A 21,489-nucleotide genomic window follows, 5' to 3' on the forward strand; every position below is an offset into this window, starting at 1 on the left:
CTCGGTAACTGTCAGAAATCACAGTTTTTTAGAACTCTTGTTCATTAGCTCGCACGCCCGGACTATTTCGCCGCTATTAGAACCACGCATCCCGCATCCCCAGGCACGTATCATCGCGTGCCTCCAGAATCGCCAGTTCATGATGGCAGCCCGGTACTTCCCAGGTCAGGAAGTAACGGGCGGCTTGGAGCTTGCCTTTATAGAAGGCAACATCCGCCGCATTGCCCCTGGCCAGCCCTTCTTCGGCGCGAATCGCCTGCTCCAGCCAGCGCCAGCCAATCACCGTATGCCCGAACACTTTCAGGTACAGCGCCGAGTTCGCCAGGCTGCTGTTGACCTTGCCGTGGGCGAGATCCGTCAGCAGGCCCAGGGTGACTTGTTGCAGGCGCGCTACCAGGTGTTCCAGCGGTTCTCTGATGGCGGTAAGTGATGGGTACTCCTGGGCGCGGGCGCCGGTTTCGGCGATCAGGCGGATCAGTTGCTTTAGCCCCGCGCCGCCATTCTGCGCCAGCTTGCGCCCGAGCAAATCCAGGGACTGGATGCCGTGGGTGCCTTCGTGGATCGGGTTCAGGCGGTTGTCGCGGTAGTACTGTTCCACCGGGTATTCGCGGGTGTAGCCGTGGCCGCCGAGGATCTGGATCGCCAGTTCGTTAGCCTTGAGGCAGAACTCCGAGGGCCAGGATTTGACGATGGGCGTGAGCAGGTCCAGCAGTTCGTGGGCCTGTTTGCGCTCGGTCTCGGTTGCCAGTGTGGTGGTGTCATCGAATAGGCGCGCGGCGTACAGGCCCAGGTCGAAGGCGCCTTCGACATAGGCTTTCTGGGTCAGCAGCATGCGCTTGATGTCGGCGTGCTGGATGATCGACACCGGCGCCGTTGTAGGATCTTTGCTATCAGGCAGACGGCCTTGTGGGCGTTCGCGGGCGTATTCCAGGGAATACAGGTAGCCGGCGTAACCGAGCATGACCGCGCCCATGCCGACGCCGATGCGCGCTTCGTTCATCATCTGGAACATGCAGCTCAGCCCCTGGTGTGGCTTGCCCACCAGATAGCCGACACAGTTGCCGTTATCGCCGAAATTCAGCGCGGTCGACGTGGTGCCGCGCCAGCCCATCTTGTGAAACAGCCCGGCCAACAACACGTCGTTGCGTGCACCGAGGCTGCCGTCATCGTTGACCAGGAATTTGGGCACGATAAACAGCGAAATGCCCTTCACCCCGGCCGGCGCGTCCGGCAGCTTGGCCAGCACCATGTGCACGATGTTTTCCGACAGCGGATGGTCGCCCCCGGAGATAAAGATCTTGTTGCCCTTGAGGCGATAGCTGCCGTCAGCCGCAGGTTCGGCACGTGTACGAATATCCGACAGCGATGAGCCCGCGTGGGGTTCGGTCAGGGCCATGGTGCCGAAGAAGCGTCCGTCGATCATCGGTTGCAGGAAGCGTTGCTTCTGCTCCTCGGTGCCGAAGCTTTCGATCAGGTTGGCCGCGCCCATGGTCAGGAACGGGTAGGAAGTAGACGCTGCGTTGGCCGACTGGAAGTGCGCAAAGCAGGCCTGGGACAGCAAGGTCGGCAGTTGCATGCCACCGGCTTCGAAACTGCGGGCGGCATTGAGGAAGCCGGCCTCCAGGAAGGCATCCACGGCCGGTTTGACTTCCGGGATCAGGATCGCCTGACCGTCTTCGTAGCGCGGTTCGTTTTCGTCGTTTTTGCGGTTATGCGGCGCGAAATATTTTTCGGCGATGGAGCGGGCCGTGCTGATGGCCGCATCGAAGGTTTCGCGGTTGTGCTCGGCAAACCGCTCGCGCTGGGTCAGGCCCTCGGCATCGAGGACTTCGTACAGCTCGAAAGCCAGATTGCGGGAACTGAGCAGCGTCTCGGACATGGCGGCTTACCTTTGGAGGAATTGGCCTGAGTCTAAGTGTGCGAATGGAGGGTGGATAGCAAGATTGATCTGGGTGATGGAGGACCAGAATGTGGGAGGGGGCTTGCCCCCGATTGCGGTGTGTCAGCCAGAGATAGGTTGGCTGATCCACTGCAATCGGGGGCAAGCCCCCCTCCCACATTAGTTAGCCGATGGTCATCAGGCTGGCGTTGCCGCCCGCCGCAGCGGTGTTGACGCTCAACGCCCGCTCGATCACCAGGCGCTCCAGCGCGATCGCCGTTTCGCCTTGCGACAAACCGTGTACGCCGACAATCGCCCCACCACGCTGTGCCACTTGCTGGCACACCGCACGCAGTTGGTCGGAATCACCGTGATGCAGGACCGCGTCGAACACCACCTCGTCCTTGGTCCAATCCGCCACGGGCTTGATCTTCGCCTGAATGTCCTTAGGCAGGCGTGGGAACAAGGCCTTGGTCAGGTCAGTTTCCGGCCATACCGCAGAACCACCCACCGCCAGCACTGCCGCCAGTTGCGTCAACAGATCGCCTTCCACGTCCGCCAGGCACAACACGTGCTCGCGGGGCAGGATGGCGTAGCTGTTGCGCTCGCCGGTCGGGCCGGCCAGTTGACGGGTGATACCGCTCTGGGACTGCGCGGCGAACTGGCTGCACAGGGCACTCAGCTCGCTGAACGACTGGCTGTCAGCCCAGGCTTTCAGGGCGGTCAGCGGTTGGCTCATGGCGTCGCGCAGACGTACATCCGGTGCAGCCAACTTGTCGCCACGTACGAAGGATTGCTCGATCGCATCGGTAGGACGAGTCGACAGCAGGCGGTACAGGTACAGCGGGCCACCGGCTTTCGGGCCGGTACCCGACAAGCCTTCGCCGCCGAACGGTTGCACGCCGACCACGGCACCCACGATGTTACGGTTCACGTAGACGTTACCGGCATTGACGTTGTCGATCACCTTGGCGATGGTCTCGTCGATACGGGTATGCACGCCCAGGGTCAGGCCGTAACCGGATGCGTTGATCTGGCCGATCAGTTGATCGATCTCTTTACGCTTGTAGCGCACCACGTGCAGCACCGGGCCGAAGATCTCGCGTTGCAGCTCGTCGAAGCTTTCCAGCTCGATCAGGGTTGGCATCACGAAGGTGCCGCGCTTGACCTCTTCACCATCGGCAATCGCCACTTGGTACACATTGCGGCCTTTGTCGCGCATGGCCTGGATGTGTTTCTCGATGCCGGCTTTGGCTTCGGCGTCGATCACCGGGCCAATGTCTACCGACAGGCGTTCCGGGTTGCCGAGGCGGCATTCAGCCATGGCGCCCTTGAGCATTTCGATGACGCGGTCTGCCGAATCTTCCTGCAGGCACAGTACACGCAGGGCCGAGCAACGCTGGCCGGCACTGTCGAAGGCCGAAGAGACTACGTCGATAACCACCTGCTCGGTCAGCGCCGAGGAGTCAACGATCATCGCGTTCTGGCCACCGGTTTCGGCGATCAGCGGGATCGGACGACCCTGGGCATCCAGACGACCGGCGACATTGCGTTGCAGCAGGCGCGCCACTTCGGTGGAGCCGGTGAACATCACGCCTTTGACGCGATCATCACCCACCAGGCGGGCACCCACGCTTTCGCCCTGGCCCGGCAGCAGTTGCAGCACGCCTTCCGGAATACCGGCTTCCAGCAGGATGCGCACGGCTTGTGCAGCGACCAGCGGGGTTTGCTCGGCAGGCTTGGCCAGTACCGGGTTGCCGGCGGCCAATGCGGCGGCAACTTGGCCACTGAAAATTGCCAGCGGGAAGTTCCATGGGCTGATGCAGACCACCGGGCCCAGTGGGCGGTGGGCATCATTGGTGAAGTCGTTACGGGCCTGTACGGCGTAGTAACGCAGGAAGTCCACGGCTTCACGCACTTCGGCAATGGCGTTGGCGAAGGTCTTGCCAGCTTCGCGAGCCAGCAGGCCCATCAGCGGCTGGATCTCGCCCTCCATCAGGTCAGCGGCGCGTTCCAGGATCGCAGCGCGTTCGGCGGGCGGAGTAGCCTGCCAGATCGGGCCCGCGTTGATGGCGCATTGAATCGCGTTGTCGACGTCTTCGACCGTGGCTTCTTGAACCTGGCCGACCACATCTCGCAGGTCAGACGGGTTCAATACCGGCGCAGACGGCTGGTCGCTGGAGGCGCAACCCAGCATCGGCGCGGCTTTCCAGTTGTTGTGTGCGGTCGCCAGCAAGGCGCAGGACAGCGACGCCAGGCGGTGTTCGTTGGCCAGGTCGATACCCGCCGAGTTGGCGCGGTCGCTGCCGTAAAGGTCACGCGGCAAGGGGATACGCGGGTGCGGCAAGCCGAAGCCGCCTTCCTGCGTAGCCATTTGCTCGATGCTGGCCACTGGGTCGGCCACCAGCTCCTGAATGGAGATGGACTGGTCGGCGATGCGATTGACGAACGAGGTGTTGGCGCCGTTTTCCAGCAGGCGTCGAACCAGATAAGCCAGGAGTGTTTCGTGGGTGCCGACCGGTGCGTACACGCGGCACGGACGGTTCAACTTGCCCTCGGATACCTTGCCTACAACCTGTTCGTACAACGGCTCACCCATGCCGTGCAGGCATTGGAACTCGTACTGGCCGGGGTAATAGTTCTGGCCGGCGATATGGTAGATGGCCGACAGGGTATGGGCGTTGTGCGTGGCGAACTGCGGGTAGATGACTTCCGGCACCGACAGCAGTTTGCGTGCGCAGGCAATGTAGGAAACGTCGGTGTACACCTTGCGGGTGTAGACCGGGTAGCCTTCCAGGCCTTCGACCTGGGCGCGCTTGATTTCGCTGTCCCAGTACGCACCTTTTACCAGGCGGATCATCAGGCGATGGCGGCTGCGGCGCGCCAGGTCGATGACGTAGTCGATCACATACGGGCAACGTTTCTGGTAGGCCTGGATCACGAAACCGATGCCGTTCCAGCCGGTCAGTTGCGGCTCGAAGCACAGGCGCTCCAGCAGGTCCAGGGACAGCTCCAGGCGGTCGGCTTCTTCGGCGTCGATGTTCAGGCCGATGTCGTATTGCTTGGCCAGCAGGGTCAGGGACAGCAGGCGCGGGTACAACTCGTCCATTACACGCTCGTACTGCGCCCGGCTGTAACGCGGGTGCAGTGCCGACAGCTTGATGGAAATGCCCGGGCCTTCATAAATCCCACGACCGTGAGAGGCTTTGCCGATGGAGTGAATGGCTTGTTCGTACGACGCCAGGTATTTCTGGGCATCGTGTTCGGTGAGTGCGGCTTCACCGAGCATGTCGTAGGAATAGCGGAAACCTTTGGCTTCGAACTTGCTCGCGTTGGCCAGGGCTTCGGCGATGGTCTCGCCGGTGACGAACTGCTCGCCCATCAGGCGCATGGCCATGTCGACGCCCTTGCGGATCATCGGCTCGCCGCTCTTGCCGATGATGCGGCTCAGGGACGAGGTCAAGCCCGCTTCGTTATGGGTGGCGACCAGTTTACCGGTCAGCAGCAGGCCCCAGGTGGCGGCGTTGACGAACAGCGACGGGCTGTTGCCCAGGTGCGGGTGCCAGTTGCCGGTGCTGATCTTGTCGCGGATCAGCGCGTCACGGGTGCCTTTGTCCGGGATGCGCAGCAGCGCTTCGGCCAGGCACATCAGCGCCACGCCTTCCTGGGACGACAGCGAGAATTCTTGCAGCAGGCCCTGAACAATACCGGCACGGCCGCCGGCACTCTTTTGATTGCGCAGTTTCTCTGCAATGGAGGCGGCCAGCTTATTGGTAGCTTCGGCCATCGGGGCCGGCAGACGGGCCTGTTCGATCAGCATCGGTACCACTTCCGGCTCAGGGCGACGGTAAGCGGCGGTGATCGAGGCGCGCAGTACGGACTGCGGCAGGATGCTTTCGGCGAACTCAAGGAAGCATTGGTGCGCGTGGTCCGCCTGGACCTCGCCTGCATCATCGGCGTCCTTGCTGCTCAAGCCGTTGAGTTCGGTCAGGGTTGCACCACCCTCCAGTTTCTCCAGGTAATTGAAAATCGCCTGCTTGATCAGCCAGTGCGGCGTGCGATCAATGGAGGTCGCGGCAGCCTTCAGGCGTTCGCGGGTCGGGTCGTCAAGTTTGACCCCAAGGGTGGTCGTCGCCATTTTCTTATCCTCATGGGTGCCACTACCGAGTGGCATCAGCTGGCGGCAAGATTAGCTTTGCGCATCAAGAGGTGCAACCGGGTGCAACCTTTTTTATCCATGAAATTCTCAACGTTCATCCGAAATAAATTTGGCGACAACTGAATCCGCTTTGTCTTGGTGCATTTGCTTCTGACTTCGGCTGTTCTTGCTCCGAAAAGGAGCAAAAACAGGGCGTTTTGTCGATTTCATATCTGGGTGCAACTTATTCGAAAGAAACTGGTTGCACCTTATTTGCTTTGTTGAATAGCATTCGCGACCAAGGTGCAACCGTCGGTAAAACGAGGTTCATCGGCTGACGGCTTTCCTGGGGAAACGTCAGTCATAAATGCACGGCACACAGGTTCGTTTACCCAGCTATACAGTGGGTAGCGTCTGTAAGACCGCTGCTACATAAAAACAAAGCCAGGGCGTCACTCATATGAGCGTTAGTAATCCAACCTTGATCACGTTCGTGATCTACATCGCAGCAATGGTGCTGATCGGCCTGATGGCCTATCGCTCCACCAACAACCTTTCCGATTACATCCTGGGCGGTCGCAGCCTCGGTAGCGTGGTGACAGCCTTGTCCGCCGGTGCTTCCGACATGAGCGGCTGGTTGTTGATGGGCCTGCCGGGCGCGATCTACATGTCCGGTCTGTCGGAAAGCTGGATCGCCATCGGCCTGATCGTCGGTGCTTACCTCAACTGGTTGTTCGTGGCCGGTCGCCTGCGGGTACAGACCGAGCACAACGGTGACGCCCTGACGCTGCCGGATTACTTCTCCAGCCGTTTCGAAGATAAAAGCGGCCTGCTGCGCATCATCTCTGCGGTGGTGATCCTGGTGTTCTTCACCATCTACTGCGCATCCGGCATCGTGGCCGGTGCCCGTCTGTTCGAAAGCACCTTCGGCATGTCCTACGAGACGGCGCTGTGGGCCGGTGCTGCGGCGACAATTGCCTACACCTTCATCGGTGGTTTCCTGGCAGTGAGCTGGACCGATACCGTGCAAGCCACGCTGATGATCTTCGCGTTGATCCTGACGCCCATCATCGTGCTGCTGGCCACCGGCGGTGTTGACACCACGTTCCTGGCGATTGAAGCCAAGGACCCAACCAGTTTCGACATGCTGAAAAACACCACCTTCATCGGCGTGATCTCGCTGATGGGCTGGGGCCTGGGCTACTTCGGCCAGCCGCACATCCTTGCGCGCTTCATGGCGGCGGATTCGGTCAAGTCGATCGCCAAGGCGCGTCGTATCTCCATGACCTGGATGATCCTGTGCCTGGCCGGTACTGTGGCCGTGGGCTTCTTCGGTATTGCCTACTTCTCGGCGCACCCGGAAGTGGCAGGTCCCGTGACCGAAAACCCTGAGCGTGTGTTTATCGAGCTGGCCAAAATCCTGTTCAACCCGTGGGTTGCCGGTGTCTTGCTGTCGGCGATCCTGGCGGCTGTAATGAGTACCTTGAGCTGCCAGTTGCTGGTGTGCTCCAGCGCCCTGACCGAAGACTTCTACAAAGCGTTCCTGCGCAAGAACGCCTCCCAGCTCGAACTGGTATGGATCGGTCGCCTGATGGTGCTGGTGGTTGCCCTGATCGCCATCGCCATGGCCGCCAACCCGGAAAACCGTGTACTGGGTCTGGTGAGCTACGCCTGGGCTGGTTTCGGTGCCGCATTCGGTCCTGTGGTCCTGATCTCGGTGATCTGGAAAGACATGACACGCAACGGCGCACTGGCCGGTATCCTGGTCGGCGCGATCACCGTGATCGTGTGGAAGCACTTCGAACTGTTGGGCCTGTACGAAATCATCCCAGGCTTCATCTTCGCCAGCCTCGCGATCTACTTCGTGAGCAAAATGGGCGCACCGACTGCCGGTATGGTTGAGCGTTTTGATGCAGCGGAAAAAGATTACAACCTCAACAAGTAATTCGTCTGGCGCTGAGCGTCCGATGAGTTGAAAAAAGGCCCGCGTCCTACGGATGGCGGGCCTTTTTTTGTGCGTGTTTTTTCACGGGTTGAGGGCGATTCATACGCCCATGTGTAGGGCTTTACTGATTTATCGGACGCGCGCTCTGCAGGGCAAGGCAGTGGTGCAGAATCCACCGCCTACCCCTCGCAGAGAAACACCGGATGTTCGCTCCTGCCAATCAATGTGCCTTTACCCTGACCCTTGACGGGGAACCGAGTGAACTCAAGGTATTTGAGTTTCACGGCGCCGAAGCCGTCAGCCAGCCCTATTGTTTTGACCTGGAGCTGGTCAGTGAGCAGCCCGACCTCGATTTGGAGAGCCTGCTGCATCGCCAGGTCTATCTCGGTTTCGACGACCAGGGGCATGGCATTCATGGCCTGGTCTATCGGGTGGCGCAGGGCGATTCCGGGCGGCGCCTGACGCGTTATCAGATCCAGCTCGTGCCGCAGCTTGCGTATCTGCAGCACAGCAGTCACCAGCGCATATTCCAGCACAAGACAGTGCCGCAGATCGTTGCGCTGGTGCTGGCGGAGCAGGGGGGCCATGCCGACCAATTCGAGTTTCACCTGAGTGGCGATTACCCCGAGCGCGAGTATTGCGTGCAATTCGGTGAAAGCGACCTGGCCTTCATTCAGCGGCTATGTGCCGAGCAGGGTATTCACTATCACTTCCGGCACTCGCCCGAACGGCATCTGCTGGTGTTTGGCGATGACCAGACCGTGTTCGCCCAGCCAGACCAGCCGACGCCCTATCAGCCAGGTTCCGGGATGGTGGCGGATACGCCTGCGATCAAGCGCTTTGTGGTGCAACTGGCAACCCGCACCACGGCGGTCAACCTGCGCGACTACGATTTCCGTAAGCCGAACCTGGTGTTGGAGAGTGGCGTTGCCGGCGCACACTCGCCACGGCTTGAAGAGCAGGGGTACCCCGGTCACTTTTCTGATCGGCCCCACGGTAAATACCTCGCGCAACGGGTGTTGGAGCGGCACCGTAGCGACTATCGAATTGCCCGTGGCAGCGGTGATGATCCCGCATTGGTCTGCGGCCATTTCCTCACGTTGGCCGGTCACCCGCGTGACGCATGGAATGACTTGTGGCTAGTGACGCACGTTACCCACGAAGGCAAACAACCCCAGGTGCTGGAGGAGGCTGTGACCGAGGTTGCCGGTGGCGATTTTCGTCAGGGTTATCGCAATGAGTTTGTTGCCTCACCGTGGGACGTGATCTTTCGCCCGCCCTTGCCCGAGCAACCGCGGCCGACATTGGCGGGTTATCAAAACGCTGTGGTGACTGGCCCCGTCGACAGTGAAATTCATTGTGACGAATACGGGCGGGTCAAGGTGCAACTGGCCTGGGATCGACTCGGGGAGCACAACGACCATTCCAGCTGCTGGCTGCGGGTGGCCAGCGGTTGGGCCCATGACCGCTATGGTGCGGTACTTATTCCGCGAGTGGGTATGGAAGTGCTGGTGGGGTTCGTCAATGGTGATATGGACATGCCGCTGGTGATGGGTTGCCTGCCCAATGCGGCGACGGCGGTGCCCCTCGACCTGCCCGCAGACAAGACCCGCAGTGTCTTCCGTAGCCAGAGCAGCCCCGGCGGCGGCGGTTACAGCGAGCTGCGCATCGAAGACCGCAAGGGCGCCGAGGAAATCTACCTGCGCGCCCAGCGGGATTTTACCCAGCATGTGCTGCATGACCAGCGGGTGGAGGTCGACAATCAGCGTCGCATCAGGGTGGGCGGCGAGTCGCACCATGAACTGCAAGGTGAAGAGCAGCGCATTACCCACGGCAACCGCCTGATCGAACTCAAGCAGGATGATCACTTGGTCGTTGGTGGTTCGCAGCAGATGCGCGCCGGGCAGACCATTCAGATCGGCGCAGGGCAAAGCGTTGTGATTGACGCCGGGGCGAGCGTGACGATTCAGGCGGGCGGGCAATCGATCACCCTTTCGGCGGGCGGTATTTTCAGCAGCGTGCCGATCCAGCTTGGCGGCGGGCCTGCTCCGGCGGCGGCACCGTTGATGCCGGGGATTCAGGAAAAACTGCTGGCGATAATCCCCGCGCCGCTCAGCCTGGTGCAGGTGGCCAGCTTGAAACGTAGTGCGCCCTTTTGTGAGGAATGTGAGCGTTGCAGGAACGGGCGGTGCGCTGTCACCCATTCAACTCAGCCTTAAAAGGAATTTATCCCCATGTCTGAACGGTTGGCCCCCAGCGCCTGGCTGGCACAGGCTCCTTTGCTTGCGAATGAGCAGCTCTTCGTGGTGTTGGGCGCTGCCAGCGACGCCAAGCCGCTTGCCGCCTGGCGAGCCACCGCAGCTGGAATGCTGCCCCAACCCATCTGGGCTGGCACGGCTTACGCAGAATGGGAGGAGGTCATGCCTTACGTAGGCATTGTCTCGCCTGACAGTGCATTCCTCGAATGGGTGGCAACCACTGAAGCCCTGGATTGGGGTTGGCTGGCGGTGTCGTCCAGTTCGCTGGAACCCGTGCTCACGCACCTGCAAAGCTTGACCAAGGTCTACCTGCCGGACGGCCAAGAGGTGTTTTTGCGATTCTGGGATGGCACCCAGTTTCTGCCGATGTTGCAGGGCTTGGGTGATGAGGCGGCAAGCGTGTTGCCGGTTTTTCAGCGGTACCTGATCAATGGCCAACCGCTCACGGTTGCAACGGGGCCAGCGACCGAGGCCAAGGCCAGCCCTTGGTGGCGAGTCCCAGCAGCGCTGCAGGCGCACTTGGCAGGGCAATCACTGCAAACCCTGATCGACAACCTGCTGCAATGGCTGCAAGAGCAGCGCCCCGACCTGTACACCGCGTTCACACCGGCGACCTTGCAGCACAAGGTCACCTACTGTGCCCGTCGGCCGGATATCAGCCATGAGGCGCTCACCGATTACCTGGCCTTAGAGTTGAGTTGAGCCCAGCGCCTGTTGCAGGTCGTCGATCAAGTCTTCAATCGCTTCGATGCCCACTGACAGGCGAATCATCTCCGGCTTCACACCCGCCTTGGCCTGTTCCTGTTCGTTCATCTGTCGATGGGTGGTGGACGCGGGGTGGCAGGCCAGGGACTTGGCGTCACCGATATTCACCAGGCGCTTGAAAATTTGCAGCGCATCGTAGAAGCGTACACCTGCTGCGTACCCGCCCTTCAGGCCGAAGGACAGGATCGCCGAGGGTTTGCCTTGCAGGTATTTGTGCGCCAATGCGTGATGGGGGTGGTCCGGCAGCCCCGCATAGCTGACCCATTCCACATCGGCATGGCCTTGCAGGAACTGCGCGACCTTGAGGGCGTTTTCCGTATGACGCTCCATGCGCAGGGCCAGAGTTTCCAAGCCTTGCAGCAGCAGAAAGGCGTTCATGGGCGCCAGGGCTGCGCCGGTGTTACGCAACGGCACCGTGCGGGCGCGGGCGATGAAGGCGGCTGGGCCGAATTTTTCGGTGTAGACCACGCCGTGGTAAGCCGGCTCGGGCTGGTTGAGGCCGGGGAATTTTTCCGGGTATTGGGTCCAGGGGAAGGTGCCGCTGTCAACGATCGCACCGCCCAGGGAGTTGCCGTGGCCGCCGATGTATTTGGTCAGCGAGTGCACAACGATGTCGGCGCCGAACTGGATCGGCTTGCACAGGATGGGCGTGGCCACGGTGTTATCCACCATCAGCGGCACACCTCGGGCATGGGCGACGTCCGCCAGGGCCTCGATGTCGATGATATTGCCCGCCGGGTTGCCGATGCTTTCGCAATACACCAGCTTGGTGTTGTCATCGATCAATTCGGCGATGGCAGCGGCACTGTCGTCGCGGGCGAAACGTACGTCGACGCCAAAGCTCGGCAGCAAATGGGCGAACAGCGTGTAGGTGCCGCCGTAGAGCTGCGGAGTGGTGACGATGTTGTCGCCGGCGCGGGTGAGGGTCTGGATCGCGTAGTGAATGGCCGCGCTGCCGGCCGACACGACCAGGGCCGCGATACCCCCTTCGAGGGCGGCGATGCGTTGCTCCAGCACATCATTGGTGGGGTTCATGATGCGTGTGTAGATATTGCCGGGCACGTCCAGATTGAACAGGTCGGCACCGTGCTGGGCGTTATCGAATTCGAATGCGACGTTCTGGTAGATCGGCACGGCGACGGCCTTGGTGGTCGGATCCGACTTGAAGGCGTGGTGCAGTGCGATGGTGGCGTCTTTCATGATTGTTATTGACCTCCCTGGATAGTGGATCGCCACAATAAATCCGCCCTGGGCCAGCCATTAGATTTTTTTCAGCCCGCGTCCTGGCTTTAGGGCATAAGCACCGCCCGGCACGCCGCCCTGCACCTTTGCCCTCGTAGAAGGTAAACTTCGCCCCCTGCGCAGGAGCAACCATGAATTATCGTCACGCCTTTCACGCCGGCAACCACGCCGATGTCTTCAAACACCTGACCTTGACCCGCCTCATCGCCCTGATGTCGCGCAAGGAGCAGCCGTTCGCCTACCTCGACACCCACGCCGGGATTGGTCTGTACGATTTGCAAGGCGATCAGGCCAACCGCACCGGTGAGTACCTGGAAGGCATCGCGCGCCTGTGGGGCGAAAGCGATCTGCCGCCGCTGACAGCCGATTACATGCGCGTGCTGCACGAGATGAACCCGGACGGTCAGTTGCGCTACTACCCAGGCTCGCCGGAACTGGCACGGCGCCTGACGCGCCCACAGGACCGCGTGCTGCTCAATGAAAAGCACCCGGAAGACGGCGTGCTGCTCAAGGACAACATGAAAGGTGATCGCCGGGTCAAAGTGCACTTGGGCGAAGGCTGGCATGTACCGCGCGCCTTGCTGCCCGTGCCGGAAAAACGCGCGCTGATGCTGATCGACCCGCCGTTTGAAAAACTCGACGAGATGCAACGCTGCGCCGCTTCCCTCAAGGAAGCCGTCAGCCGCATGCGCCAGACCGTCGCGGCGATCTGGTACCCGGTGAAAGATCAGCGCATGTTGCGCCGCTTCTACCAGGACCTGGCCGGCACCGGCGCGCCGAAGCTGCTGCGTGTGGAGTTGCTGGTGCATCCGCTGGACACGCCCAACACCCTGACGGGTTCGGGCCTGGCGATTGCCAACCCGCCGTGGGGCTTGGAAGAAGAGTTGCGCGAACTACTGCCATGGCTGTCCAAGAAACTTGGCCAGACCCAGGGTGGGTGGCAGATGGATTGGCTTATTGCCGAGTAACCAAGTCTGGCGCTAAACCAATGTGGGAGGGGGCTTGCCCCCGATAGCGGTGGGTCAGCTACAGATGTACTGACTGATACTCCGCCATCGGGGGGCAAGCCCCCTCCCACATTTTGATTCATGTTGATCTTAGATCGGGCAGGTCACGCCTGTGCCGCCAATCCCGCAATAGCCCTGCGGATTCTTGGCCAGGTACTGCTGGTGATACGCCTCGGCGAAGAACACGGTCGGCGCCTCCTCGATTTCCGTGGTGATATCACCCAGGCCGGCCTTGGTCAGCTCTTGCTGATAAGCCTCGGCGCTGGCCTTTGCCGCCGCCAATTGCTCCGGCGTGGTCGCATAGATCACCGACCGATACTGGCTGCCGATGTCGTTACCCTGGCGCATGCCCTGGGTCGGGTTGTGCAATTCCCAGAACATCTTCAACAGGTCTTCGTATTTCACTTTGGCCTGGTCATACACCACCAGCACCACTTCGCTATGGCCGGTCAGCCCCGAGCAGACTTCTTCGTAGGTCGGGTTCGGCGTAAAGCCGCCCGCGTAACCGACCACCGTGCTGACCACGCCATCGCGCTGCCAGAACTTGCGCTCCGCGCCCCAGAAGCAGCCCAGGCCGAAGATCGCAAAGCCGACGTCGTCCATGAATGGGCCCAGCAGCGGGTTGCCGTTGACGAAGTGCGTCTCCGGCAAGTTCATCGGGGTTTCACGACCAGGCAACGCTTGTTCTTGAGTAGGCAGCACGTTTTTGTTCACCAGGATTTCCGAGCGCAAGACCATGATCAGTCCTCTCAGTCAGATTGAGTAAGGTAAGAATTCAGACAGCCAGTGTGCCCGAGTGTTACCGCGCTGTCAGGCGATTGGCCCGCGCGGGTAGCGTTTGAGCATCTCAAGCAGCTCTGCGCCGGGGATGGGCCGGTCGAACAGGTAGCCCTGGCCCACGTCGCAGCGATGGCGGCGCAGGAACGCCAGTTGCTCGGCGGTCTCGATGCCTTCGGCCACGACCTTGAGCTTGAGGTTGTGAGCCATGGCGATCACGGCGGAGGTGATTTCCATGTCGTCCTGGTTGTCCGGGATTTCGTGGATAAAGCTGCGATCAATCTTGATGATGTCGATGGGGAATTTTTTCAAGTAGCTCAGCGATGAGTAACCGGTGCCGAAATCGTCCATGGCCAGGGTCAGGCCGAAACTCTTCAACTGGTCCAGTTGCAGGCGCGTGTCTTCGGTGGCTTCCAGCAGCAGGCCTTCGGTCAGCTCCAGCTCCAGCAGATTGGCCGGCAGCTCTTCTTCCTTGAGGATGGTGGCAATCGACGCCACCAGGTCCGGGTCGGAGAACTGCTTGGGTGACAGGTTGATCGCCACCTGCAGGTTGCCCATGCCGGCGGCGCTCAGTTGCTTGCTCATGCGGCAGGCCTGGCGCGCGATCCATTTGCCGATGGGGATGATCAGCCCGGTCTCTTCCGCCACGCTGATGAACTGATCGGGGCGGATCATGCCCTTTTCCGGGTGGTTCCAGCGCAGCAGCGCTTCCATGCCCAGCAAGCGGCCGCTGCGCAGGCACAGCTTGGGTTGGTAGAACACATCCAATTCATTCTGGGTCAGGGCGCGGCGCAGGTTGTTTTCCACGAACAGCTTGTAGCTGGCCTCGGCGTTCAGCGCTTCGGTAAACACCTGAACCTGGTGTTTGCCGTTGGCCTTGGCCTTGTGCAGGGCCAGGCCGGCGTTACGCATCAGGGTCTGCGGGTCGCGGCCATGCAGCGGCGCGCAGGCCAGGCCTACGGAGCCGGTGACGCTGATCAATTGGTTGTCGACGAACATGGGTTTATCGAGGGTCGCCAACAGTTGGCTGGCAACCTGCTGGCCGCTCTCCAGGTCGGTGTCGTCGAGCAGCACCGCGAACTCGTTACTGGCAAAGCGCGCCAGGCTGCCGCCGGCACTCAGGCTGTTGCGCAGGCGTCGGGCCAAGCTGATCAGCAGCTTGTCGCCGGTCTGGTGGCCGAGGCTGTCGTTGATGCGCTTGAAGTTGTCGATGTCTACCAGCAGCAGGCTGATCGGGCTGTCGCTGTCGCGGGCAAAGCGTTCGTCGAGGTTGCGGATAAACGCCGGGCGGTTGCCCAGGTTGGTCAGGTTGTCGGTGTACGCCAGGCGCTCGATGCGCTGCTGGGCCAGCTTGGTCTGGGTGATGTCTTCGTAGATGCCGATGTAGTGCGTCAGCTCACGGTTATCGCCATACACCTTGGAAATCGATAACTGGCCCCAGTAGGGTTCGAGGTTCTTGCGCCGGCTCTTGAATTCGCCCTGCCAGCTGTTGCTCTTGGCCAGGCTCGACGGCGCGTCGAACAGCAATTCGCTGAGGTTTTCCAGCGCGGGCAGTTGCGCCAGGCGGTGGCCGTGGACTTCTTCGGCGCTGTACTGGGTGATCGCGGTAAAGCTCGGGTTGACGTACTCCACCACGCCGTCGCAGTTGACCAGCAGAAAGGCGTTGGCACTTTGCTCCACGGCCCGCTGGAACAGGTGCAGGGCGCTGGTGGCGGTGCGGCGGTTGTGGTTGTTGATCACTTGCGCAAACTGGTCCGCGAGCTCGCCGGCGAAGGCGATTTCGTCAGCCTGCCAGTCACGCGGGCTGCCGCACTGCTCCAGGCACAATACGCCGACCACCTGGCCGTCGACGCGGATGCTCGCATCGAGCATGGCGTGGATGTCTCTATGGCGCAGGTTCTCGGCCATCTCGCGGGTGCGCGGGTCGCGCATGGCGTTGGCGGCGTCGATGGCGCGGCTGCTGTGCAAGGCTTCCAGATAATCCGGGAAGCAACTGGCATCGATGGGCTCGGGCAGATGGTGCTGTTGGTCGTCGCGGTGGTAAGCCGAGATGGGCACCAGGCGCTGGCCTTCGAGGTTCCAGATGCTGGCGCAGTCGATCTGGTAGATATCGCAGGCGCTGCGCGTGATCAGCTCGGCGGCTTCCTGCAAAGAATTGTTGACGGTGTAGCGCTGGCGCGCCAGTAGCAGGATCAGCTCCTGTTGGGCGCGCACGCGTTCCAGATGCTGCAGTTGCTCCTGCTGGGCGCGTTGGTTGAGCTCCAGGGCGATTTGCAGGCGGCTGTTCTGGCTTTCCAGGTCTTCGGTCGGAAGGAGCAAGGGCAGTTCGCTGAACAGGCCATCGACCACCATCAGGTAGCCGCGCAGCAGGTGACGATTGTGTTGTTTGTAGGCCTCGCCCATTTCCAGCAGGCTCAGGGGGCCGTCGTTGGTGTGCAGGGTGTAGCGCACCAGGTAGTGAGGGCTCTGGGTCAGTTGCTGCTGGATGGTGTCGTGCAGTTGATAGCGGGCCTGGGGTTCCATCAGGCTGGCATAGGGCGTGCCGAGCAGGGCGCACAACTCAACCGCCGGCAGGCCGAATTGGCGCTCGCAATTGGGGTCGAGGTACAGGAGGGTCCAGCTAGCCTCATTAAGCCGCTCGAAACGCAGCATACCGAGGCGCGAAGGCACCGGTAACTGCGTCACTACCTCGGCCGCCATACGGGCGACATCGGGTTGGCTTTTCATGGGGGGAACTCACTTCAAATAACGCGCACGGCGCCGGGCTCACGCCCTCTTTTCTATTGCCTGTGGCAAGGTTGCATCATGCAGCACAGACTGACAAGAGAGGATGAAGGCTAAGTGCTATAAGTGGGTTATCGGCCGGACGGCTGATTTCTGTAGGCGCGCTGACAGAAGGTGTACAACCCTGTTCTGTCTGTACAAAAAAGCAAAAAAAGCCCCGCCAAATTGACGGGGTTGAGGTACGAGCGTGGCGCTCGGAAATCGGTGCAACCAGGCCTCCCCGGTAAAGGGGAGGCCCGTAGAGACTTACAGCAAGATAGTACGGATGTCATTCAACAGCTGGCTCAGACGCTGGGTAAAGCGTGCAGCGGCCGCGCCGTTGATCACACGGTGATCGTAGGACAGCGACAGTGGCAGCATCAGCTTCGGCTGGAACGCTTTACCGTCCCAGACTGGCTGGATGGTGGCCTTGGAAACACCCAGGATCGCCACTTCCGGCGCGTTGACGATTGGCGTGAAGCCAGTGCCGCCAATGTGACCGAGGCTGGAGATGGTGAAGCAGGCGCCTTGCATGTCGTCTGCGGTCAGCTTCTTGTCGCGGGCCTTGGCAGCCAGCGCAGCCGCTTCAGCAGCGAGTTGCAGCAGGCTCTTCTGGTCGACGTTCTTGATGACCGGTACCAGCAGGCCGTCAGGAGTGTCTACCGCGAAGCCGACGTTCACGTATTTCTTGCGAATGATCGCCTTGCCGCTTGGCGCCAGCGAGCTGTTGAAGTCCGGCAGTTCCTTGAGCAGGTGTGCACAGGCCTTGAGCAGCAGCGGCAGCACGGTCAGTTTCACGCCAGCCTTCTCGGCCACGGCTTTCTGCGCAACGCGGAAAGCTTCCAGGTCGGTGATGTCGGCCTGGTCGAACTGAGTCACGTGCGGGATGTTCAGCCAGCTGCGGTGCAGGCTCGACGCGCCGATTTGCATCAGGCGGGTCATCGGCACTTCTTCGGTCTCGCCGAAGCGGCTGAAGTCCACGACCGGAATCGGTGGAATGCCTGCGCCGCCGGTAGCAGCGCCGGCAGCCGGAGCTTCCTTGGCTTTCTGCATCATGGCCTTGACGTAAACCTGCACGTCTTCCTTCAGCACACGGCCGTGTGGGCCAGTGGCCGATACGGCGTTCAGCTCGACGCCGAATTCACGGGCCAGTTGGCGTACCGCCGGGCCGGCGTGAACCTTGGCGCCGCTTGGCGCAGGTGCGGCAACAGCAGGGGCCGGTGCGGCCTCGGCTTTTGCAGCAGGTGCAGGGGCGGCGGCCGGTGCAGCTTCAGCTTTTGCAGCAGCCGGAGCAGCGGCAGGTGCTGGAGCGGCAGCCGGTGCGGCGCCTTGTACTTTCAGCTTGAGGATGAAGTCACCGGTACCGACTTCGTCTTCCAGCTTGACTGCGATGCTTTCCACCACGCCGGCAGCCGGCGAAGGGATTTCCATGGAGGCCTTGTCGGACTCCAGGGTGATCAGCGACTGGTCGGCTTCGACGGTGTCGCCGACCTTGACCAGCAACTCGATGATCTTTGCCTTGCCCGACGAGCCGATGTCCGGAACATGAATGTCCTGAACAGAGGCAGCGGCCGGTGCAGCAGCCGGTGCCGCTGGGGCCTCGGCAGCAGCGGCAGGCTTTTCAGCGGCAGGTGCGGGTGCAGCAGCGGCAGCCGGGGCAGCCGCAGGGGCCGCATCAGCGGCACCTTCGATTTCCAGTTCCAGCAGTTCGTCGCCTTCTTTCAGGCGGTCGCCCAGCTTCACTTTCAGGCTCTTGACCACGCCGGCCTTGGGAGCAGGGATTTCCATGCTCGCCTTGTCCGATTCCAGGGTCAGGATGCTCTGGTCGGCTTCGACTTTGTCGCCGACCTTCACAAACAGCTCGATTACTTCACCTTCACCGCTGCCGATGTCAGGTACGCGAATGAGTTCGCTCACAAAAAATCTCCTCAGCAGTCCAGTGGGTTGCGTTTTTCCGGGTTGATCCCGAACTTGACGATAGCGTCAGCCACTACCTTTGGTTCGATCTCACCACGGTCAGCCAAGGCTTCCAGGGCTGCCAACACCACGAAGTGACGGTCGACTTCGAAGAAGTGACGCAGCTTCTTGCGGCTGTCACTGCGGCCGAAACCGTCGGTGCCCAGGACTTTGAATTCCTTGGACGGGACCCACTGGCGAATTTGTTCAGCAAACAGTTTCATGTAGTCGGTAGAGGCAATGACTGGACCTTTACGGCCAGCCAGGCACTCTTCGACGTAGCTCTTCGCTGGCTTCTGGCCAGGGTGCAGGCGGTTGCTGCGCTCTACGGCCAGGCCGTCGCGACGCAGTTCGTTGAAGCTGGTAACGCTCCATACGTCGGCGCCGACGTTGAACTCGTCACGCAGGATCTTCGCCGCTTCACGCACTTCGCGCAGGATGGTGCCGGAGCCCATCAGTTGCACGTGGTGCGCTGCTTCCTTGGTGTCTTCTTCGAGCAGGTACATGCCCTTGATGATGCCTTCCTCGACACCGGCCGGCATGGCTGGCTGCTGGTAGGACTCGTTCATCACGGTGATGTAGTAGAAAACGTCCTGCTGCTCTTCGGTCATCTTCTTCATGCCGTCCTGGATGATCACCGCCAGCTCATAGCCGTAGGTTGGATCAAAGGTGCGGCAGTTCGGGATGGTGGCAGCCAGGATGTGGCTGTGACCGTCTTCGTGTTGCAGGCCTTCGCCGTTCAGCGTGGTGCGGCCGGCGGTGCCGCCGATCAGGAAGCCACGGGTACGGCTGTCGCCTGCTGCCCAAGCCAGGTCGCCAATGCGCTGGAAGCCGAACATCGAGTAGAAGATGTAGAACGGCAGCATCGGCTGGTTGTGGCTGGAGTACGAAGTACCGGCAGCGATGAAGGAGCTCATGGCGCCCGCTTCGTTGATGCCTTCTTCGAGGATCTGGCCCTTCTTGTCTTCCTTGTAGAACATCACCTGGTCTTTATCGACTGGCTCGTAGAGCTGGCCGACGGAGGAGTAGATGCCCAACTGACGGAACATGCCTTCCATACCGAAGGTACGGGCTTCGTCCGGGATGATCGGGACGATGCGCGGGCCGATGTCCTTGTCCTTGACCAGCTGCGCGAGGATCCGCACGAAGGCCATGGTGGTGGAGATTTCACGGTCGCCCGAGCCGTCCAGGATGGCCTTGAGGGTGCTCAGGTCCGGAGTCGGTACGGCGAAGCTGTTGGCGCGGCGCTGGGGTACGAAACCGCCCAGGGCAGTGCGGCGCTCGCTCAGGTAGCGGGCTTCGGCGCTGTTTGGCTCTGGCTTGAAGAACGGCAGGTCTTCCAGCTCTTCGTCCTTGACCGGGATGTCGAAGCGGTCGCGGAACAGCTTCAGGCTTTCAACATCAACCTTCTTGGTGTTGTGCGCAGTGTTCTTCGCTTCGCCAGCACCGGTGCCATAACCCTTGATGGTCTTGGCCAGGATGACGGTCGGTTGTTCTTTGTGGTTCACCGCTTCGTGGTATGCCGCGTAGACCTTGTACGGGTCGTGGCCGCCACGGTTGAGTTTCCAGATCTCGTCGTCGGACAGGTCTGCAACCATCGCCTTGAGTTCAGGCGTGTTGAAGAAGTGTTCACGTACGAACGCGCCGTCTTTGGCTTTGTAGTTCTGGTACTCGCCGTCGATGACTTCGTCCATGCGACGTTGCAGGATGCCGTCAACGTCCTTGGCCAGCAGTGGGTCCCAGAAACGGCCCCAGATGACTTTGGTCACGTTCCACTGAGCACCGCGGAACACGCCTTCGAGTTCCTGGATGATCTTGCCGTTGCCGCGAACCGGGCCGTCGAGGCGCTGCAGGTTGCAGTTGATGACGAAGATCAGGTTGTCCAGCTTCTCGCGGCCGGCCAGGGAGATGGCGCCCAGGGATTCCGGCTCGTCGCACTCGCCGTCGCCCAGGAAGCACCAGACTTTCTGCTTGCCTTCCGGAATGAAGCCACGGGCTTCCAGGTACTTCATGAAGCGAGCCTGGTAGATCGCCTGGATTGGACCCAGACCCATGGAAACGGTCGGGAACTGCCAGAAATCAGGCATCAGCCAAGGGTGTGGGTAGGACGACAAGCCGCCACCGTCCACTTCCTGGCGGAAGTTGTTCATCTGGTCTTCGGTGATGCGACCTTCCATGAACGCACGGGCGTAGACGCCTGGCGAGGTGTGGCCCTGGAAGTAGATCAGGTCGCCGCCGTGTTCGTCGGTCGGGGCCTGGAAGAAGTAGTTGAAGCCGATGTCATACAGGGTTGCGCTGGAAGCGAAGCTGGAGATGTGACCGCCCAGGTCCGAATCTTTCAAGTTCGTGCGCATTACCATCGCCATGGCGTTCCAACGTACCAGCGAGCGAATGCGGCGTTCCATGAACAGGTCGCCAGGCATGCGTGCTTCGTGGGTAACGGGGATGGTGTTGCGGTATGGCGTGGTGATGGCGTAAGGCAACTGCGAGCCGCTGCGGGTCGCGAGTTCGCCCATACGGGTCATCAGGTAGTGAGCACGGTCTTCGCCTTCTTTGTCGAGAACCGATTCCAGGGCGTCCAGCCATTCCTGGGTTTCGACGGGATCGAGGTCTTGCATGGCTTGCTCCAGGGCGGAAAGGCTACCAGAATCGGTTGCCTGAAGTTTGCGACTGGCCTTGTGGGCAGACGACATAAATTCTTGGATGGCCGAAGGTTGCTTCGGCGTCCTGTAGTTTTACTACAAATCGTCGGCCATTTC

At 61.0% G+C, this 21,489-nt stretch carries 11 protein-coding genes; 4 read left to right on the forward strand and 7 right to left on the reverse strand.

Features of this window, described 5'->3' with window-relative positions:
* Positions 1–76: 76 nt before the first annotated feature.
* Positions 77–1,879: an acyl-CoA dehydrogenase gene (locus tag EJD88_RS22580; RefSeq protein ID WP_158879075.1), complete on the reverse strand. Its 1,803-nt coding sequence runs from the start codon at positions 1,877–1,879 to the stop codon at positions 77–79.
* A 184-nt stretch (positions 1,880–2,063) separates the two neighbouring features.
* Positions 2,064–6,017, reverse strand: coding sequence for a trifunctional transcriptional regulator/proline dehydrogenase/L-glutamate gamma-semialdehyde dehydrogenase (gene putA / locus EJD88_RS22585; protein ID WP_158879076.1), 3,954 nt, complete (start codon positions 6,015–6,017; stop codon positions 2,064–2,066).
* A gap of 460 nt (positions 6,018–6,477) precedes the next feature.
* On the opposite strand from putA, the gene putP reads away from it, so the two are divergent.
* The 3 genes from putP to EJD88_RS22600 all read left to right on the forward strand — a co-directional run bounded on the left by putP (position 6,478) and on the right by EJD88_RS22600 (position 10,922).
* Positions 6,478–7,962, forward strand: coding sequence for a sodium/proline symporter PutP (gene putP / locus EJD88_RS22590; protein ID WP_099583739.1), 1,485 nt, complete (start codon positions 6,478–6,480; stop codon positions 7,960–7,962).
* A 203-nt stretch (positions 7,963–8,165) separates the two neighbouring features.
* Positions 8,166–10,181: a type VI secretion system tip protein VgrG gene (locus EJD88_RS22595; protein WP_158879077.1), complete on the forward strand. Its 2,016-nt coding sequence runs from the start codon at positions 8,166–8,168 to the stop codon at positions 10,179–10,181.
* A 15-nt stretch (positions 10,182–10,196) separates the two neighbouring features.
* The gene (locus EJD88_RS22600; protein WP_158879078.1) at positions 10,197–10,922 is read left to right on the forward strand and encodes a DUF4123 domain-containing protein; all 726 of its coding nucleotides are present in this window, start codon (positions 10,197–10,199) and stop codon (positions 10,920–10,922) included.
* On the opposite strand, the gene EJD88_RS22605 is transcribed toward EJD88_RS22600, so the two are convergent.
* Positions 10,908–12,185: an O-acetylhomoserine aminocarboxypropyltransferase/cysteine synthase family protein gene (locus EJD88_RS22605; RefSeq protein WP_150677445.1), complete on the reverse strand. Its 1,278-nt coding sequence runs from the start codon at positions 12,183–12,185 to the stop codon at positions 10,908–10,910. The genes EJD88_RS22600 and EJD88_RS22605 overlap by 15 nt on opposite strands.
* 173 nt (positions 12,186–12,358) lie before the next feature.
* Between EJD88_RS22605 and EJD88_RS22610 the strand changes: the two genes are divergently transcribed.
* Entirely contained in the window at positions 12,359–13,195 is an 837-nt protein-coding gene (locus EJD88_RS22610; RefSeq protein WP_016975658.1) for a 23S rRNA (adenine(2030)-N(6))-methyltransferase RlmJ, read from the forward strand.
* A 129-nt stretch (positions 13,196–13,324) separates the two neighbouring features.
* On the opposite strand, the gene msrA is transcribed toward EJD88_RS22610, so the two are convergent.
* The 4 genes from msrA to aceE form a co-directional block, all read right to left on the reverse strand.
* A complete protein-coding gene (gene msrA, locus EJD88_RS22615) occupies positions 13,325–13,972 on the reverse strand; it encodes a peptide-methionine (S)-S-oxide reductase MsrA (protein WP_112193089.1) in 648 nt (215 codons plus the stop codon).
* A 72-nt stretch (positions 13,973–14,044) separates the two neighbouring features.
* Positions 14,045–16,738: a bifunctional diguanylate cyclase/phosphodiesterase gene (locus EJD88_RS22620; RefSeq protein ID WP_158879079.1), complete on the reverse strand. Its 2,694-nt coding sequence runs from the start codon at positions 16,736–16,738 to the stop codon at positions 14,045–14,047.
* Between the two features lie 303 nt (positions 16,739–17,041).
* Entirely contained in the window at positions 17,042–18,691 is a 1,650-nt protein-coding gene (gene aceF / locus EJD88_RS22625; RefSeq protein ID WP_099583733.1) for a dihydrolipoyllysine-residue acetyltransferase, read from the reverse strand.
* Between the two features lie 11 nt (positions 18,692–18,702).
* Positions 18,703–21,348, reverse strand: a complete 2,646-nt coding sequence (gene aceE, locus EJD88_RS22630; RefSeq protein ID WP_099583732.1) for a pyruvate dehydrogenase (acetyl-transferring), homodimeric type — start codon at positions 21,346–21,348, stop codon at positions 18,703–18,705.
* Between the last annotated feature and the right edge of the window lie 141 nt (positions 21,349–21,489).

It is taken from the genome of Pseudomonas sp. PB105 (assembly GCF_009764655.1).
Classification (GTDB): domain Bacteria; phylum Pseudomonadota; class Gammaproteobacteria; order Pseudomonadales; family Pseudomonadaceae; genus Aquipseudomonas; species Aquipseudomonas cyclaminis.

Excerpts from the sequence above, each read along its gene's own strand:
- EJD88_RS22580 (WP_158879075.1), bottom strand. The coding sequence starts at position 1,879 with ATGTCCGAGACGCTGCTCAGTTCCCGCAATCTGGCTTTCGAGCTGTAC.
- putA (WP_158879076.1), bottom strand. The coding sequence starts at position 6,017 with ATGGCGACGACCACCCTTGGGGTCAAACTTGACGACCCGACCCGCGAA.
- putP (WP_099583739.1), top strand. The coding sequence starts at position 6,478 with ATGAGCGTTAGTAATCCAACCTTGATCACGTTCGTGATCTACATCGCA.
- EJD88_RS22595 (WP_158879077.1), top strand. The coding sequence starts at position 8,166 with ATGTTCGCTCCTGCCAATCAATGTGCCTTTACCCTGACCCTTGACGGG.
- EJD88_RS22600 (WP_158879078.1), top strand. The coding sequence starts at position 10,197 with ATGTCTGAACGGTTGGCCCCCAGCGCCTGGCTGGCACAGGCTCCTTTG.
- EJD88_RS22605 (WP_150677445.1), bottom strand. The coding sequence starts at position 12,185 with ATGAAAGACGCCACCATCGCACTGCACCACGCCTTCAAGTCGGATCCG.
- EJD88_RS22610 (WP_016975658.1), top strand. The coding sequence starts at position 12,359 with ATGAATTATCGTCACGCCTTTCACGCCGGCAACCACGCCGATGTCTTC.
- msrA (WP_112193089.1), bottom strand. The coding sequence starts at position 13,972 with ATGGTCTTGCGCTCGGAAATCCTGGTGAACAAAAACGTGCTGCCTACT.
- EJD88_RS22620 (WP_158879079.1), bottom strand. The coding sequence starts at position 16,738 with ATGAAAAGCCAACCCGATGTCGCCCGTATGGCGGCCGAGGTAGTGACG.
- aceE (WP_099583732.1), bottom strand. The coding sequence starts at position 21,348 with ATGCAAGACCTCGATCCCGTCGAAACCCAGGAATGGCTGGACGCCCTG.